Below are 16,191 nucleotides of genomic sequence, written 5' to 3'. Positions count from 1 at the left end.
GGTATCGGCGCTACAGAGCAAAGCTTTAGCAACGAAATCAGTTTCCTACAGCCGGCTCAACCTCTGGGCCGATGGTATCCCAAGCGCTCTTGATCTGCTCAAGCAGCGCCTGAACTTCATCCAGAGTACGCGGTGTACTGTCGAGCGCTACACCGGCCAACCGGCGCGTCATGTAGTCGTAAAGCGAATCCAGGTTCTCGGCAATTTCACCACCCAGTTCTTTGTCCAAGCTGGCCTGCAATACGCCGAGGATGGTGATAGTGCTGCCAACGGCCATGCCGCGAATCTCGGCATCCCCCTCAACCTGAGCATGCTTGGCCAGCATTACCCTTTGCAGCGCCCCCTCAAGCAGCAGTTGAACGGTGCGATAGGGCGAAACATCGTGGCTGGTATTGACCTGCTTGTAGGTATCAATCGGTTTTTTGCTCATTACTTATCCTTTCTCACGAAACCTGGCAGGCTGGCGAGTTGATTGGCCAGGCTTTCACTGGTTTGTTTTAACCGGCCGACAAGGGAGTCCATGGCGTTGTACTGAGCATAAAGACGCGTCTGCAGACTCTCGACTCGAACAGCCAATGCTTTGCGCTGGTCATCAACACCCTTCTTGGTAACCTGCAACGCGTCAGTACGCTGCTTAAGCACACCAGTGTCCCCTACATATGCGCCAACTGATTTGGACAGACGCCCCATCAGTCCATTATCGCCTGCAAGGTAACCAGCAACCTGATCGAAATTACCATCCAGGGCTTTAGTCAGTTTTGTGTCATCAATCTTGAGCTGACCGGTTTTCCAATCAGACGTAATCCCCAAATCTGCCAGTGCACGAACCCCGCCCTCACCGGTCATATTGACCATTTCATTGCGCAAACTGGACAGCACATTGCGTATAGATGAGTCACCGAGCAAAGGGCCCGTTACCGGCTTACCACCATCGACCGGCACAACGGCGGTCAGCTGAGAAGTCGTACTGATCAACGCGTTGTATGCATCAACAAACTTCTGCAGGTTGGTTTTCACACCGCTTTTATCGACTCCAACAGTAACGCTGATGGTTTTTCCATCAGCCAAATCTGTAGAGCTCTGCGCCGCAGTGAGATCAAGCGTTACGCCCTCTAGCGCGTCCTCAATGCGGTTGGTGTCGCGAACCAATTCCAAACCATCAATGGATATCTTGGCCGACTGGGCCTTGGTGATAACACCACCAGCCCCCGTAGTGGAGTTGGGCTTAAGGAAGGCATCGGCATTGCCGGGGTCAACCGTTGGAGTAAACGCCTGAGACGTCAACGCGTTGGCTCCAGTCGTCACATTGTCTTCGTTGGCCACGACCTGAATGTCATTGCCCGCACCACTCTTGGTGGAACTCAGGACCAGCCGCGAACCTGAATCATCGGTGATGATTGTGGCACTCACACCGCTGCTTTTACCGGCTTCATTGATTGCGTCGCGCATACCGGCCAGGGTGTTATTGCTGGAAGTAATGTTGACGTTGAAGCTCGAGCTGCCCGCAGAAATAGTCAGCGAACCGCTGTTAAATGTAGCGGCGTTTCCACCAGTAACCGACTGCAGCGCTACCTTGCTGCTGGTCGCCAGCTGCTTGACCTGAACATTGTAGTTGCCTGCAGGGGCAGTGGTTGCGGCAGTAACCTTAAGGGCACTGGTGTTGGATGAACTCGCCGTTCGCGACTCGAACAAGGAAGCCTTATTCAGCGAGTCGACGGCGGTTTTGAAGGTATTCAGCGCGCTGGTCAGCGAGCCAACAGCCGAGATGCGCGCAACAGTGGTCTTCTCGAGATTGTCCAGCTGATTGGTCTTGGGTGCCCTTTCGGCATTGACCAACGCAGTGACGATTTCGTCGATTTTGATTCCTGAGCCAATGCCCGTAATCCCGACCATGCTTCACCTCGCCAAAATAATGACTGCAACACGCTAGATAAGCGTTAACAGTCAAAAGCTGTGCCAACCTTGTTGGCTAGGCCTCAGCTTTGAATAACAAACTACGAACCTCCGAAAGATTCTCTGCCAACTGCAGCGCTTCTTCAGAAGGGATTTGCCGGATTACATCACCCGACCCTGCATCGGTCACCTTGACCACTACTCGCCCACTGCCCTCTTCAAGGGAGAAGTTCAAGCTACGACGAACCGATTGGACAAAGTCCTGAATCGTCGCAACTGCAGCTTCGACCTCTTCGCGAGAGGCCGCGGAGCCATTTTCAACCTTTGTGGCACTAGCGGTTGCAGCGTCTTCAGAAGGCTTACGCTCAACAGCATCAACCACAACTTTGGCAGAGCCATTTGGCGCACGCTCTGCTTTGGAAGCAACAGCGGTGGATGCAGACGAACCTTGAATAGAACCAATGTCCATAACTTTCTCCTCAGAATGAGGGAACGGGGAGAAGAGCTAAGCCCTTCTCCCCGCAGTCTAGCGCTTTTACCCTTAACCGAGCAGGCTGAGTACAGCCTGTGGCAACTGGTTAGCCTGAGCCAAGATCGCGGTACCGGCCTGCTGCAGGATCTGATTTTTGGTCAGTTCCGAAGTTTCAGCAGCAAAGTCAGTGTCGCGAATCCGGCTGCGAGCAGCAGCAGAGTTCTCAGAGATGTTCTGCAGGTTCGAGATAGTGTTCTCGAAACGGTTTTGAACAGCACCGAGCTGGGCACGCTGGCTATCGATGTTGGAAATCGCACCGTTGATGATACCCAGAGCGTCCTGAGCACCCGTCGCCGTACTGATGTCGATGCTGTTAACCGCATCCAGCTCACTGAAACCATCAGTACCTAGACCACCAGTCAAGCCATTCACACTGAAGGCATCAGCAGCTTCGAGTTGAACTTGACCGTCTGCGCGCGCACCACCACCAGCCACGATAGTTGCAGCAGTACCCACATCAGTTTCACCATCGAAGCTCTTCGCTTGCAGAGTAGCACCGCCGGAGCCTGCAAAGTTACTGATGCTGATGGCATCACCACGGGAGCTAACCAGTTCAATGGTGCTGCCTTTCGATACTGCAGAGATACCAGTTTTACCAGTCTCGCGGTTGATCGCATCTGCCAGCGAGGACAGGTTTGTAATGTCATCCACTACTGCTGATACGGAGGAAGAGTCTGTAACAAGCGACTTGCTGGTCAGGCCAGACAGGTCGAAGGAAACAGTACCCGAGGCAGTAATACCACCCAACGTAGCAACGGTACGAGCGTTGGCAGTTACGCCAGTTTCATCGCTCTTGGAGTTGATTGCACGAGCCACTTCACTCGCCGAGCCGCTGGCTGCACCAGCAATGGCTACGTCGCCGTCGGACAGTTTTGAGTTGATATTGAAAGACGCACTGCCGTATGCACTGCCCGAGGTAGCACTGAACGCAGCACCCGAAGCAGTAGCAGTAGCGGCTGCACCATCAGTGGTAAAACGGTTGATACCGATACGGTCAGTTGCAGCAGAACCGATCGAAACGCTGATAGTTTCGTATGCGTTAGCACCAACCTGGAAAGCTTGAGAGCCAAAGCTGCCGTCAAGAATCTTACGACCACCGAAGCTGGTGGTTTCAGAAATACGGTTCAGTTCTTGTTGCAACTGCGACACTTCGCCTTGCAGGGCCGCACGCTCAAGCGCACCGTTGGAACCGTTAGCCGATTGCAGGGCCAAGTCACGGATACGTTGCAGAATGCCAGTCGACTGCTGCAGTGCACCTTCAGCGGTTTGCGCCAGGGAGATGCCGTCGTTGGAGTTACGGGTCGCAACGTTCAGACCGTTGATCTGGCTGGTCAGACGGTTGGAAATCTGCAAGCCGGCGGCGTCATCCTTGGCACTGTTGATGCGGAAGCCTGTGGACAGGCGCTGCAACGAAGTATCCAAGCCTTTGGATGAGCTATTGAGGTTACGCTGAGTGTTGAGTGACGCTACGTTTGTGTTGACTGTAAGGGCCATGGTGTTTGCCTCCAAAGGACCGTGCTACTGAGATTGTCTGAGCCTGCGAGCTTCGGGCCTGCTTTGCTCAGACGCCCCATAAAGTTCGCATTCGATCTTTATATCGGCGGCCTTAGGAGCAGCTTTAGCAACTCGTTCTATTTTTTTTTCCACAAATAGAACAATTACTTAAGCAGCAAAGCCGAGAAAAACTTGGTATCTGCCGACATCCCGACGGCAAATACCGAGTTCTTCACATACAAAAACAGCCCATTCCTTCAGCCTGAACCCTCGCTAGCACTTTGTCGGCATCAATCAGGCAACCATGAGGCTCTCCACACCTCAAGATTTTCCCCGTCGAGCATCCAGCCGCGCTGCACCTGCCTGCGCAGCTCATCACCCATCCTAGCGCTCGCGTCCAGATCGCTGATGTGCATGCGAATTGCGTCGACCCAGTCTTTGAAGCGATTTTTCACCCGGGTTACCGGCAACGCCCCCTGGTAACACACCAGATCACTGCAGATAACCGGGAAGCCACAAGCGCCGTATTCAAGAAGACGCAAGTTGCTTTTGCATTCATTGAACAGATTCTGCTCGACCGGAGCCAAAGCAAGGTCCAGATCCAGGCTGGCCAATGCGGCCGGGTACAGATCAATTGCAACGCCCACATGCATCTCATGCACGTAAGGACGGATTACTTCCGGGCACATGCCCATAAACACCCACTCGACCTCACCTGCCAGCTCCTTGACCACATCAGTGATCAGTTCCAGATCACCGGTGTGGCTAACGCCACCCGCCCAACCGACGCGAGGCTTCCTTCCTCGCCGCCGCATGGACGACAGGCCGCTCCACCAATCCAGCGGCAAGCGGTTCTCAACCACCCGAATGTCGCCATGCAACCCGGCAAAGGCCTCAGCCAACGGCGCAGTGGACACCGTGAAGCGATCAACAAAGCTCAGCCCCTTGCGCAGCGACTTGAGTATGTCCTTCGGCATCTGCGGACGATGCACACTCTTGAGCGGCAGGTTGGGCAGGTAATCATCCAGCTCATAAATGGTGAATGCCCGCGAGAATTTCTTGATGCGGCGCATGGCGTCCAGGCGCTCGTCACCAATCTGGCGCTGCAGCACGATCACGTCCGGGTCAAGGCGCTCCAGGTCCGGCACCTGCAACAGCCCGATAGACATCATGCCATCAGCCATACCACTCTCTTTAAGCGCCGAGAACGGTTTGATCACACGGTAGTTACCACAACCAAAGGGGTCCGCCGGATGCGCCAATACCACTGGCAGCGGGCGCCAGCTCAGTGGACGCCAGGTCAGACCAGAGTCGACTTCCAGATCAAAACCGCGACCACTCAACGCCAGATTACGGTTATGGGCAGGGTCACGCGCGATGTCGGCCAGATGACGTTCGTAGAGGGCGTCCTGCTCGGCCACATCAGGCTCTCGATATACATGCTCATGCATCAGCACTGCATGGGCAGCCCATACGGTCAGGTAGCCCGCAGCACGTACCCGCAGACAGAAATCGACATCGCGGTAAGCATTCAGCGTGGTATCCAGCCCGCCGAGCTGACGAAAGATCTCAGCGCGCACCATCAGACAGGCATCACTCACGGCGCTGTAGTTCTGGTCGACCTGCAGGCGTTGCAGATAGCCTGCACTGTCCATTGCCTCACCGGCGAATGCCCGGCCAGCAGGCCCCCGCAACCCGAGCAGTAAGCCGGCTTGATCAATACGTCCATCGCCGCTCAACAGTTTGCCGCCAACAACACCGACTTCAGGGCGTTGCGCATGATTGAGCAGCTCGTCCAGCCAGGCTTCACTCACCGCAACCGACTCAGCAGACAGCAGCAGCAGGTATTCACCTTGAGCGGCCATGGCTGCCTGGTTCTGGGCCTGAACGATATCGCCCGTCGAGACAACCCTGAGCCGGGCATCAGCCAGACCAGCAATACCCTGCAACCACACTTGAGTATCCGCATCCAGTGCATCGTGGGCACCGAACAGAATCTCGTAATGTGCGTAACGGGTTTTCTCGAGCAGACTCTCCAGACAGCGCTGCAGACAGGCCAAAGAGGCGTCAATCGCGATGATGATCGATACCAGCGGGGTATTCGAATGGCCGTAATCGATGCGGTAACGTGCAGGTAGCCCTGGAATAACCCGCGCCTGATAACCGCGCTGGGCCAGATGACGCTCAATCACTCGCCGCTCATCTGGGTTATCCCGCAGCGCAGGCGCATCGGTGATCAGCAGTGGCTCATCAACATGCCCCAGCCCAAGCAGACCCTGTGCCTCAATCAGCCTGGTGAGCAGGTCGAACTCCAGGGCTTCGGCAAACTGCGCATCAAAACCACCGACAGCCAGAAACACATCACGCCGGAACAACCAGTGCCGCGCCATGACCAGTGGGAAGCTAAGCAGCAGATCCAGGTTGAAGCTCGGCAGAAATACCCCGCCCAGGCTGCCATCAGGCAAGCGCTGCAACTGGTCACCATAAATTGCACGGCACTCCGGATTTGCCGCCAGCTCCAGCCCTGCGACCATCAAGCCACTCGGGGTGAACTCATCGCCGGCGCGGGCCAACATGAACCAGGAGAAATCGCTTTCACTCACTACGTGGTTAATCTGTGCTGCCAGGCTTGCGTCGCTCAATTGAACGAAGTGCAATTTATCCCCCGCAGAGGTCTTCGGTACATCAGCGCTACTGGTCAGCACCACGATCTTCAGGGTGGCATACAGGCAGCGCTCGCCGATCAGGCTCTTCAGGGTTTGCATCAACGGCGCTGATTGCCCATCCAGATCGAGCACGATGATGCCGATCAGCGGTCCGCCGTCATGTTCTTGCAGGTACTGATTAATTAAGCGGTTTTCCGTCTTGGTTGGCAGGCGCTCCGCCAGCCAACGCTGCAGGGTGGGAACATCAGTACCTCTGTCTACCGAGATACCCAAACGCTGCAGCATATCCCCGCGCTCACGCGTCAATACCTCACTGTCAGAACCGGGGTAACGCTGATACAGCAGTTGATAGAGCGCCGGGAAGTTCTTCCGCTCCCGACCCAGCATGTGATCGTCACTGGTGCTCTGCTCGCGCGTATGAACTTCGCTAGTCACAACCGGCACATGGACAAAGGGGTAGCGCGTGGCCAGACGAAGGAGCATGTCCCAGTCTTCGAACGCAGCCAGCCCAGTATCAAATTCGCCGACTTCACCTAGCATGCTGCGCGGGTGCGCCCAGGTATTGACCGGGATGTAGTTCTGCGTAAACAGACGGTCGCGATCAAACACCTCGTGCTTGAACGGCTGGCCACGGCCTAGCTCGATGCGCTGGCCGTTCTCCAGCTTTTCGTTAACGTACTCGACGCCGGTATAGATAACGCTGCCCGGATGCTGTTCGAAGGCCTCAGCCAGCACGGCCAGGTGATTGGGTAGGTATATATCGTCGTCGTCGAGATAGACGACATAGCGTCCGCGCGCCTGTTTAAGACCGGCGTTACGCGCGGCCGACAGGCCCTGATTGCGCCCCTGACGGATATAGGTGATGGGGAAGTCGTAGACCGCCAGCAGGTGCTCAACCGGCTCCCCATTATCGTTGATCAGGATGACTTCAAAATCGCGCAGCGTCTGGCTGCCAACGCTTGCCAGAGCATCCTTCAGCAGATCGGGACGGTTGTAGGTGGTGAGAATTATCGAAAACAAACACTGTGCGACCGAATCATCGGCACTCTGCTCCAGCAGCGCGCGGCGTATGGCATCAATGCGCGCTTGCAGCGGCGCCCTGACCTCCGCCGAGTAGGCCTCGATACGCTGACGATAGAGTTGCCAGATAGGTTGCGCGGCGTCCCGCATGCGCACGCGGGTCGCCGTGTCATCCAAGCACAGCTCGAGAATTTCGGTGTGCTCACGCAGCGGTCGGTCGCTGCCATAGAAGCTCTTGGAGATCTGCCCGCCATGTACTCGGTAGCCGACGCTGGGCTGGCGCAAGAAGACGAAGTCGGGCGCCACGTGAGCCAGGCGAATCCACAGCTCCCAGTCGCCGGCGAGCATGTCGTGGCGGTGGATGCCACCTTCTGGCAGTGCGACGAGGTGCAGCGAGCTACGGCGCAACATGGCGGCAGAAGGCGTGATGTAGTTGTCGAAGCACAGCAGATCGATTACTTCGTCGCGCCCACCGCAATACGATGCGCGCCGATGCCCCGGGTGGTCCGCGTACTGCTGCCGCACACCCTTCTCGTCGATCCAGTAGCACTGGGTATAGCCCAGCGCAGCCTGCGGACTGGCATCCATGGCTTCGACCAGTGAGGCAAGGTGACCTGGGTAGAGCACGTCATCGGAACCCAGCACCACCACATAACGCCCGCGTCCAGCCGCCACGCATTTGTTGTAGTTACCGGTCATGCCGAGGTTCTGGGCGTTGACTTCGAAATGCAGACGCGGCTCGCCGGCATAACGTTTCAGCACGTCCAGGCTGTCATCTTTCGAGCAGTCGTCGTAGACCACTACCTCAAGCCGCACACCCTCCTGGGCCAGGATCGAATCGATGGTCTGGGCCAGGAATGCGGCGTTGTTGTAGGACATCACCGCTACGGTGACGTCGACGCCCTCTTCCTGCGGCTCGGCAGGCAGCGGTTCGGGCAACGTTCTACGGCGCCGCCCTGCGAGTTCACCCTGCAGAGTCGCGACGCCCAGCGGCTGCTCCGGCAGCCCCTGGCTGGCGCGCTGCGCATCCTGCGCCAGCCATTGGCGCAGTGCCTCGATGGGGATTTCCACGTTCAAGTGGTAGACGACGCTGTGGGTGCCAGGCAATCCCTTGACTGGGTGATAGACCAGACGCACCCCCACGGCAGCGGCCAGGGCGTGGAAGAACCAATACCACATCTGCGGGTTGTCCTGGATCAGCATAACCAGCGTGCCGCCCCGGGGCATCCATAGAAGGTTGGCAGCCGCCGCACCAGAGCCCAGAATCGCCAGTTCGCAGCCCGCAAGCGCGCGCACTTGCGAGGCGAAATCGCGCACCTCCGGCTGAAAGGCTTGGAAGCCTTCGCCATTGAGCTTGCGGATCAGCTCCTGTTGATTGACGATGGTGCGGCCATTGCCGCCCGGCGGCCGGATCAGATAGGCCCTGTCCCGGCCATCGAGCGCAGAACAACGGGTCCTGACCCGGCTGGCCATCCAGGCGATGGCCGGCGGATAGAGATGATATTCGTCACCGCGATAGACGTAGCCTGCACGCGGCTCCCAGATATCGGCGGTGTCGGAGAAATGGTGCAGCACGTCCACCTGACAGGCGCGCCCCGGCTGTACACAGACCGTACGCTCGCGCGGCCAGAACAAGGCCAGAGCGTCCATGATAGAGGCAGGCAAGCCGGCCTCGACCAGTACAACGGTGTCCTGCGGCAGGTCGGCCTGTTCGATCCAGTAGAAACGCCCGAGTTTCTCGCTCAGCCAGTGCGCATAGTTACCGTTTTCCCAGCCGAAGAAGCTGATGGCACTGGCCACCTGCAACGGCTCGCCCTTACCACTGAAGAATTCGCAGGCACCGCTGTCATCGAGACGCAACCCGTGCTTTTCGTACCAGGCGTTATTCAACCGCCCGAGGTTGTCGTAGACACCATCGCAGACATACTCGCCATGGGCGATGTCGCCAATACCGGCCATGCCAGCGACTAGGCGCACGTCATGAAAACGCCCGCGGTACTGCGCCAGCATGCGTTGCCGAGCCTGGCGCACGCTCTCAGGCAGGGAGAACCCCACCATCTCCAGCGGCGCTGGCGACCAGCTCTCGGCAGCAGCCAGCTCGGCCAGATCGGCACAACCCTTGGCGCTCCTAGCAGGAACGACCCTGGCGCTGACCACTGCGTCTGACAGATGACTTCCCTGGGGCATGCAGAAAACTCCGATCAAAAAAAGTAAAAACCGGCCAACCGGACCATGGCGACGGCATGCGACGGCGAAGGCTTACTTGCCGTTGGCCGCCAGGGAGAACTGGTCGTAGTCGCGGAAGTAGTCGTCTTCGCTGTAGTGCTCGGACGCCAGCACCATGCACACCGAACCACTGGAGAAGTTGTCGATCTCGCGCCAGATCATTGGCGGAATATAGAGCCCGTAATAGGAACGATTGAGGTGGTACTTAAACTTGGTTCGCCCATCGTCCAGCAGAATGTCGAAACTGCCCGACATGGCGATCAACAACTGATGCAGCCCCTTGTGCGCATGGCCGCCGCGGTGAGAGCCGCCGGGTACATCATAGAGGTAGTACACGCGCTGGATGTCGAAGGGAATGTGCCGCCCACCCTCGATGAAGGTGAGATTACCGCGCCGATCCTCAATGATCGGCAGGTCGATGATCTTGCAGTGCTGAAGAGACATAGAGCGCTCCAAATACGCTGGTGAAACCCATTCCTAGCTGCCTCTCGATCACACCCAGGTAACCGAGCCCCATGCAGTTACTGCGTCAAGAAAACATGATTGATAGGGTGTTGTAGCTCCGAAGCAAAACTCGAACCACCTTCTCTTCAGACGCTGAAAGCGTTGCATGCCTCGATGGTCTGCTCGACCCACTCGTCCGCCATCCCCGGATATAGCGGCAAGCTGAGCACCTCGCCAGCCAGGCATCGCGAGAGTGGCAGATCCAGATCGGCGAACTCGGCGTACGCCGCCTGGCGATGGATGGGGATCGGATAGTGGATCAGACTCGGCACGCCATTGCGTTCGAGATGAGCCTGTAAGGCCTCTCGCTGTTCGCAACGCAGGACGAACTGGTGCCAGACATGGCTGCCGGACACCTGCGGAGCCTGAGGCAAATGCAGGTGCGGATTGTCGATCCCAGCCAGGTAACGCGCTGCCAGGTCACGTCGCGCCTGGGCATCGTCGGCCAGGCGCACCAACTTCACCCGCAACAGCGCGGCCTGCAACTCGTCCAGACGCGAGTTGACGCCCTGCAGTTCGTGCACGTACTTGCGACTGGAGCCGTAGTTGCGCAGCTTACGCACCTGTTCGGCCAGCGCATCGTCGCCGGTGGTCAATGCACCGGCATCGCCAAGCGCGCCGAGGTTCTTCACCGGAAAGAAGCTGAAGCCCGCCGCATCGCCGAGAGCGCCAGCCGCCCGCCCCTGGGCGTCTACCGCACCATGTGCCTGAGCCGCATCCTCAATCAGTAACAGACCGTGCTGGTCGGCTATCGCGCGTAGGCGCTGCATGTCGGCCAGGCGCCCGTATAGATGTACGGCGATGACCGCACGCGTGCGCGGACTAATGGCGGCCTCCACAGCGGCTGGATCAATGTTGAACGTGTCCACATGGGGCTCCACCAACACCGGAGTGAGCCCAGCTTCGCTGACAGCCAGCGCAGTGGCGATGAAGCTGTTGTCAGGCAGGATCACCTCGTCACCCTCCACCAGACGCCCCAGCTGCCGATAGCCCCGCAGGATCAGGGTCAGCGCATCCAAGCCGTTACCCACGCCGATGGCATGCGTCACCCCGCAGGCAGCCGCGTACTCGGCCTCGAATGCGGCGACCTCGGCGCCGAGCACATACCAGCCGGAGCGCAACACCCGCTGAAACGCCTCGGTCAATGCCGCTTCATCGCGCCGGTTGATCCCGGCCAGATCAAGAAAAGGAAACATGTCACTCATCCAGGTAACGCACGATACGTGCAGGGTTGCCAACCACCAGCGCGCGCGGGGGAACGTCGCGGGTCACCACCGCGCCGGCGCCGACCATGGCACCAGCGCCGATGGTCAGGCCGGGCAGGATGACCGCCGCGGCGCCAATGGAGGCCCCGCGCTCGATCACTGTCTGCGAGAAGCTTTCGGGGTATTGTTTGGAGCGCGGCAGTCGGTCGTTGGTGAAGGTGGCATTGGGGCCGATGAAGACATCATCGCCGACACGCAGACCATCCCACAGATACACGCCACATTTCACCGTAACCCGATCACCAAGCATCACATCGTTCTCAATAAAACAGTGGGCGTTGATGTTGCAGTCGCGGCCGATGCTCGCCTGCGCGAGGATCACCACGAACTGCCAGACAGAGGTGCCCTCGCCGATCGATTGGCTTTTGACGTCCGCGGACGGATGGATCGATGCCATGTATGGACTGCCTTTGGAAGAAGTTTCGAGCGTAGCAAGCCTAGCCTAAGGCGTCACGGAAGAAGCGTCTCAACCACCGGTTAATTTCCAGTAACATGGCGCATCGGTAATCGCCAGGACTGGACGGCATGGCTAGAGAATTCGAACGCTTCGGTTTCCTGATTCACAACCCTGAGATGTTCAATCACTATCACGCGGTCTGGCAGCATCTGCCGGCAGGCAGTGTGGAGATCGCCGTCACCGGCAAGACGCAGCAGGACATCGACGCAGTGGTCGCCGGTTGCCAGCAGCACCGGCTACCGTGGCGCGACGCTCGCGAAATGCTCGCCAACAAGGAACGCTACACCACCTTGGTGTCAAACTTCCCACAGCATTACCTGCGTGGCCCCGACTCGCCCTATCTGCCCAAGTCCATTGGCCGTTACAACCTAAGGTTCATGTACGCCAACGGCAAGGCCGGCTGGAACTTCCAGCCCTGGAACCAGGTGTACGACAGCATCCTCTGTTTCGGCCCCTATCAGGCTGAACATCTGGAGTTCTGCCACGACACGCTGAAGATTCAGATGGGCTACCCGCGCTTCGATCGTTTCTTCAATCAGCCGCTGGATTGCCCTGCGCGGCTAACCGAGCTGCAGCTCGACCCCGGCCGCCAGACCGTGGTGTGGCTGCCAACATGGAGCACGCTGAGTTCGATAGACCTGTTCGCCGCTGCCGTCGCACGTCTACAGGCGCGCTACAACGTGATCGTCAAACCACACCCGATCACCATCACCGAAGAACCAGCGCGTATGCACGAGCTGGAGCGCTTTGCCTGCGTGATCCGCGAACACATCGACAACGTCGAACTGTTCCAGCTTGCCGACTTCCTGCTGTGCGACTACGGCGGCTCTGCCTTCGGCGGCATCTACACTGATCGCAACGTGCTGCTACTCGACCTGCCCAATGCCGAGGCCGACCCGTTGATGGGTGAGGACTCTTCGGACATCTGGCTGCGCAAGTACCTGCCGCACCTTGGCGCCCAGCACAGCGGCCGTCTCGAAGAATTGCTGGAGGATGCCAGCCTGTGGGAGGCCCAGCGGCCGATCCGCAAGACCCTCAGCCAGTACTACTTCGCGCCATTCTACGGTTATGCCGGCCAGGTCGCCGCCGTGGCAATCGCCAACAGCGCCCGTTCCCTGGCAGGGAGAGGCTGATGGTCATCTGGCTGATCGGCCTGTCCGGTTCGGGCAAGACCACGCTCGGACGCGAAATAACCCGCCAATGGAAGCTGCAGACGCCCAATACCCTGCTGGTGGATGGCGACGAAGTTCGGCGCATCTTCCGCCAGGACACCCAGGCTGCGGACTACAGCCTGGCTGGGCGACGCCTCAACGCCGAGCGCATCTTCGAACTGTGCGCCTGGCTCGATGCGCAGGAAATCAATGTGGTGTGCAGCATCCTGTCGGTCTTTCCGGATCTGCGCGAGCTGAACCGTACGCGCTTTCGCCACTACTACGAGGTCTACCTCAATCCACCCATGCAGACGCTGGTCGAACGCGACACCAAGGGGCTCTACCGCAAGGCGCTGGCCGGCGAGATGAGCGACATGGTGGGCGTGGACATTCCCTTCCCGCCCCCCACCGCAGCCGATCTGGAAATCGATACCAGCCATCCGGCCGACATCGCCGAACTGGCACGTGACATCCTCCAGCGGGCACAGGGATCGGTGGCATGAGCGATATCGACTACCCCTATAGCCAGGGTGATCGGCTCGAAGAACGCAACACCTACTTCTACAGCCAGTACCACGGCGCGGCCTTCTTCCCGGCCTGGCGCGCGAGCCGTCAGGCAGCACTGGAGGAGTTACCGTCAGCGCGCGTGGTACCGTTACCGGTAGCGCCCAAACACGGCGCAAACACTCAGGATACAGCCGAGCTGCTGGCCGAGCTGCTGCATGCGGCCGCGGATGCGCCCGGCAAGCGGCGTCTGGCCGAACGCCTGCTACAGCGCTTCGAAGTCAGCAAGCGCCTGCATCGTCGCTACGATAGCGATTTCAAGGCCGTCGCCGACAGCGGCTATGACGACCTGAATCTCTACCTGCAATTCGCCGCACTGTGCCTACATCAGGCCAAACAGCCTGGCGCCCTGCCCTTTCTTAATGGCCTGCTCAAGGTCATCGATAGCCTGATCTCGATCCAGCCGCGCCTGACCCCGGCCCATGGCGCTCAACTCGCCTGGCTGATCGCCGCCGAGCAGGACTGGGTCACTCGTATTGCCACGCAGGCCAACGTGGAGATCGCCCCATGACCCACCTCGACGACGTTCTGCTGATCGCGGCACACAGCGCACGCAGCCAGGCCTACGTGCAGACCCTGGCCGCCCACGGGCTGATGCCATCCCATGCGTTGCTGCTCGGCGAGGCGGCACCAGCCTGCACAGCACCGAGCGAGCCGGCCCGCGAGCTGATGGGGGTTCTGCTGCCGGATCTGGGTATCCCCCTCAGCCGCACCCTGACCGACTGCGCTGTACCCGTCACTTATCTGGAAACGCGCGACATCAACGCTCAGCAGGTCATCGAAGCCGTGCGTGAACGGGCGCCGCGCCTGGTGATCTTCTCCGGCTATGGCGGGCAGATCGTCAAGCCGCCACTGATTGAGCTGGGCATACCGCTGCTGCACGTACACAGCGGCTGGCTACCCGAATACCGTGGCAGCACGACCGTCTACTACAGCCTGCTGGAGGAAGGTACTTGCGCCGCCAGCGCCATCCTGCTCGACACCCACATCGACACCGGCCCGGTACTCGCCCGCAAGCGCTATCCGGCGCCGCCGCTGGGCACCGACATCGACCGCCGCTACGACACGGCGATCCGCGCCGACCTGCTGCTGGAGGTGCTGCGTGGCTATCAGGCCAGCGGCGAGTTGGCGGTGGTACTGCAGCAAGATGCCGAACAGGGCAACACCTATTACGTCATCCATCCGGTGCTCAAGCACCTGGCGCTGCTGAGCCTGCCCGAGGCCTGAACCTGCCTGACCGGTTCAGGCGAACGGCTCGCCCTGATAGCTGTATCGCTGGCGAGCTTGCGGGAGGTTCATGCAGCGCTGAACGCAAGGGAGCACCTCTGGGCGCCGACGCAGAACGACAAACAACTTATCGATGTCCTGACTGGGCACGAATGCCCGCGTCATCTTGGAGTCCTGCAGCTCGAAATAACGCTCCATGATGTCGAACTTGCGGTCCAGGTCACCGTCGTCGCCTGCCGCGCCAGTGCCTGCGCCGAACACATTGTGACTCTCGAACAGCAGCCAGCCATCGTCCTGCGTCAAACACCAGAGTTTGGCCACGAAGTTCTCGAACTCGACGGCCAGGTTTCCGTCGATGGTGCAGTGGTTAGCGAACGAGAGAACCACGTCATAGCGCCGGTTCGGCCTCCAACTGCTGAAATCTGCGACCTGGAAATTCACATTGTGCTGGCCCAGCGCTTCAGCGGTGATACGGCCGATCTCGACGAGAAAGGGGTTGTATTCCACCGCATCGACGAGACCCGCCCGGCTGGCCAGTTCGATGGCCATAAAACCGTTGTTACAGCCGATCTCCAGCACGCTCATTCCCTCGTTCAGCCAGGGCATAAAAGCGTAGCCGTCCAGGCGCTCCTCGGTCGGTTTGACGCCGGCAATGCCGATTCGGGCATAGCCCTGGTAGGCGTATCCGCCGCAGTAGGGCTTACCCCACTGTTTGTTTTGCATATCCAGCAAAGCGAAAACGCGATCAACCAGATCGATGCGCTCGGGCGCAACCAGTTGCGTCACCAATAGGTCACGCCAGGTGTAGTAGCGCGCCAGGAAGGCAAAGGGGGTACCGGCGTTCGGGTTGCCGCTTCTGAGGTAAGCAAGCAGGCGGTGCATCAGGGTGTCGTGCTGCTCGGCATCCCCCTGCTCCAGCACCCACTGAGCACTGTCGTTCTCCGTCTGCACGCGGACATCCGGCACCCAAAGCCGTTCCTGCAAGCGTTGCAGGAGCTGGCGCATTTCCGGATGCTGCACACAGGCGTCAGGCCAGAGCGCCTCTAGGTACACAGGGTTGAGAAGCACCCTCAGGCACAGCTGTTCCCAGAGCGAGTCGGCTTCCTGCGCCTCCATCGTCCTCAAGCGCTCCAGCGCCTGCTGCTCCAGAGGATCGGCAGGACGGGGAAAACGCTTGAGAATGGCCAACACC

13 protein-coding genes are annotated in these 16,191 nt (G+C 59.2%); 4 read left to right on the top strand and 9 right to left on the bottom strand.

Features of this window, described 5'->3' with window-relative positions:
- Positions 1-37: 37 nt before the first annotated feature.
- The 8 genes from fliS to P3C18_RS07980 form a co-directional block, all read right to left on the bottom strand.
- Positions 38-430, bottom strand: coding sequence for a flagellar export chaperone FliS (fliS, locus tag P3C18_RS08015; protein WP_275961293.1), 393 nt, complete (start codon positions 428-430; stop codon positions 38-40).
- Positions 430-1,893, bottom strand: coding sequence for a flagellar filament capping protein FliD (gene fliD, locus P3C18_RS08010; RefSeq protein WP_275961292.1), 1,464 nt, complete (start codon positions 1,891-1,893; stop codon positions 430-432). Before fliD ends, fliS begins: the two co-directional genes overlap by 1 nt.
- Positions 1,894-1,969: 76 nt before the next feature.
- Positions 1,970-2,362, bottom strand: a complete 393-nt coding sequence (locus P3C18_RS08005; RefSeq protein ID WP_275961291.1) for a flagellar protein FlaG — start codon at positions 2,360-2,362, stop codon at positions 1,970-1,972.
- A gap of 72 nt (positions 2,363-2,434) precedes the next feature.
- Positions 2,435-3,919 (bottom strand): flagellin, encoded by a 1,485-nt coding sequence (locus P3C18_RS08000; protein ID WP_275961290.1) that lies wholly within the window; start codon positions 3,917-3,919, stop codon positions 2,435-2,437.
- A 290-nt stretch (positions 3,920-4,209) separates the two neighbouring features.
- On the bottom strand, positions 4,210-9,792 hold the full coding sequence (locus P3C18_RS07995; protein WP_275961289.1) for a glycosyltransferase: 5,583 nt from the start codon (positions 9,790-9,792) through the stop codon (positions 4,210-4,212).
- 72 nt (positions 9,793-9,864) lie between these two features.
- Entirely contained in the window at positions 9,865-10,275 is a 411-nt protein-coding gene (locus P3C18_RS07990; protein ID WP_275961288.1) for an FdtA/QdtA family cupin domain-containing protein, read from the bottom strand.
- Between the two features lie 146 nt (positions 10,276-10,421).
- Positions 10,422-11,531, bottom strand: coding sequence for an aminotransferase class V-fold PLP-dependent enzyme (locus P3C18_RS07985; protein ID WP_275961287.1), 1,110 nt, complete (start codon positions 11,529-11,531; stop codon positions 10,422-10,424).
- A gap of 1 nt (position 11,532) precedes the next feature.
- Positions 11,533-11,997 (bottom strand): acyltransferase, encoded by a 465-nt coding sequence (locus tag P3C18_RS07980; protein WP_275961286.1) that lies wholly within the window; start codon positions 11,995-11,997, stop codon positions 11,533-11,535.
- 128 nt (positions 11,998-12,125) lie between these two features.
- On the opposite strand from P3C18_RS07980, the gene P3C18_RS07975 reads away from it, so the two are divergent.
- Genes P3C18_RS07975 through P3C18_RS07960 form a run of 4 tightly spaced genes read left to right on the top strand, consistent with a single transcriptional unit; the run spans position 12,126 to position 14,999 of the window.
- Positions 12,126-13,190, top strand: a complete 1,065-nt coding sequence (locus P3C18_RS07975) for a CDP-glycerol glycerophosphotransferase family protein (RefSeq protein ID WP_275961285.1) — start codon at positions 12,126-12,128, stop codon at positions 13,188-13,190.
- Complete coding sequence (locus tag P3C18_RS07970) at positions 13,190-13,711, top strand: adenylyl-sulfate kinase (RefSeq protein ID WP_275961284.1); 522 nt, start codon at positions 13,190-13,192, stop codon at positions 13,709-13,711. Before P3C18_RS07975 ends, P3C18_RS07970 begins: the two co-directional genes overlap by 1 nt.
- Positions 13,708-14,283: a hypothetical protein gene (locus P3C18_RS07965; protein ID WP_275961283.1), complete on the top strand. Its 576-nt coding sequence runs from the start codon at positions 13,708-13,710 to the stop codon at positions 14,281-14,283. Before P3C18_RS07970 ends, P3C18_RS07965 begins: the two co-directional genes overlap by 4 nt.
- Positions 14,280-14,999, top strand: a complete 720-nt coding sequence (locus tag P3C18_RS07960) for a formyltransferase family protein (protein ID WP_275961282.1) — start codon at positions 14,280-14,282, stop codon at positions 14,997-14,999. Before P3C18_RS07965 ends, P3C18_RS07960 begins: the two co-directional genes overlap by 4 nt.
- Positions 15,000-15,014: 15 nt before the next feature.
- Here the strand turns inward: P3C18_RS07960 and P3C18_RS07955 are convergent, their stop codons facing one another.
- Positions 15,015-16,187 carry a class I SAM-dependent methyltransferase gene (locus P3C18_RS07955; RefSeq protein WP_275961281.1) on the bottom strand — a complete coding sequence of 391 codons (1,173 nt, stop codon included), beginning with the start codon at positions 16,185-16,187 and terminating at the stop codon, positions 15,015-15,017.
- Between the last annotated feature and the right edge of the window lie 4 nt (positions 16,188-16,191).

The sequence above is a fragment of the Pseudomonas sp. 1928-m genome (genome assembly GCF_029269135.1).
GTDB lineage: Bacteria > Pseudomonadota > Gammaproteobacteria > Pseudomonadales > Pseudomonadaceae > Aquipseudomonas.
This window is presented reverse-complemented; position numbering and strand designations above follow the sequence as displayed.

Excerpts from the sequence above, each read along its gene's own strand:
- fliS (WP_275961293.1), bottom strand. The coding sequence starts at position 430 with ATGAGCAAAAAACCGATTGATACCTACAAGCAGGTCAATACCAGCCAC.
- fliD (WP_275961292.1), bottom strand. The coding sequence starts at position 1,893 with ATGGTCGGGATTACGGGCATTGGCTCAGGAATCAAAATCGACGAAATC.
- P3C18_RS08005 (WP_275961291.1), bottom strand. The coding sequence starts at position 2,362 with ATGGACATTGGTTCTATTCAAGGTTCGTCTGCATCCACCGCTGTTGCT.
- P3C18_RS08000 (WP_275961290.1), bottom strand. The coding sequence starts at position 3,919 with ATGGCCCTTACAGTCAACACAAACGTAGCGTCACTCAACACTCAGCGT.
- P3C18_RS07995 (WP_275961289.1), bottom strand. The coding sequence starts at position 9,792 with ATGCCCCAGGGAAGTCATCTGTCAGACGCAGTGGTCAGCGCCAGGGTC.
- P3C18_RS07990 (WP_275961288.1), bottom strand. The coding sequence starts at position 10,275 with ATGTCTCTTCAGCACTGCAAGATCATCGACCTGCCGATCATTGAGGAT.
- P3C18_RS07985 (WP_275961287.1), bottom strand. The coding sequence starts at position 11,531 with ATGTTTCCTTTTCTTGATCTGGCCGGGATCAACCGGCGCGATGAAGCG.
- P3C18_RS07980 (WP_275961286.1), bottom strand. The coding sequence starts at position 11,997 with ATGGCATCGATCCATCCGTCCGCGGACGTCAAAAGCCAATCGATCGGC.
- P3C18_RS07975 (WP_275961285.1), top strand. The coding sequence starts at position 12,126 with ATGGCTAGAGAATTCGAACGCTTCGGTTTCCTGATTCACAACCCTGAG.
- P3C18_RS07970 (WP_275961284.1), top strand. The coding sequence starts at position 13,190 with ATGGTCATCTGGCTGATCGGCCTGTCCGGTTCGGGCAAGACCACGCTC.
- P3C18_RS07965 (WP_275961283.1), top strand. The coding sequence starts at position 13,708 with ATGAGCGATATCGACTACCCCTATAGCCAGGGTGATCGGCTCGAAGAA.
- P3C18_RS07960 (WP_275961282.1), top strand. The coding sequence starts at position 14,280 with ATGACCCACCTCGACGACGTTCTGCTGATCGCGGCACACAGCGCACGC.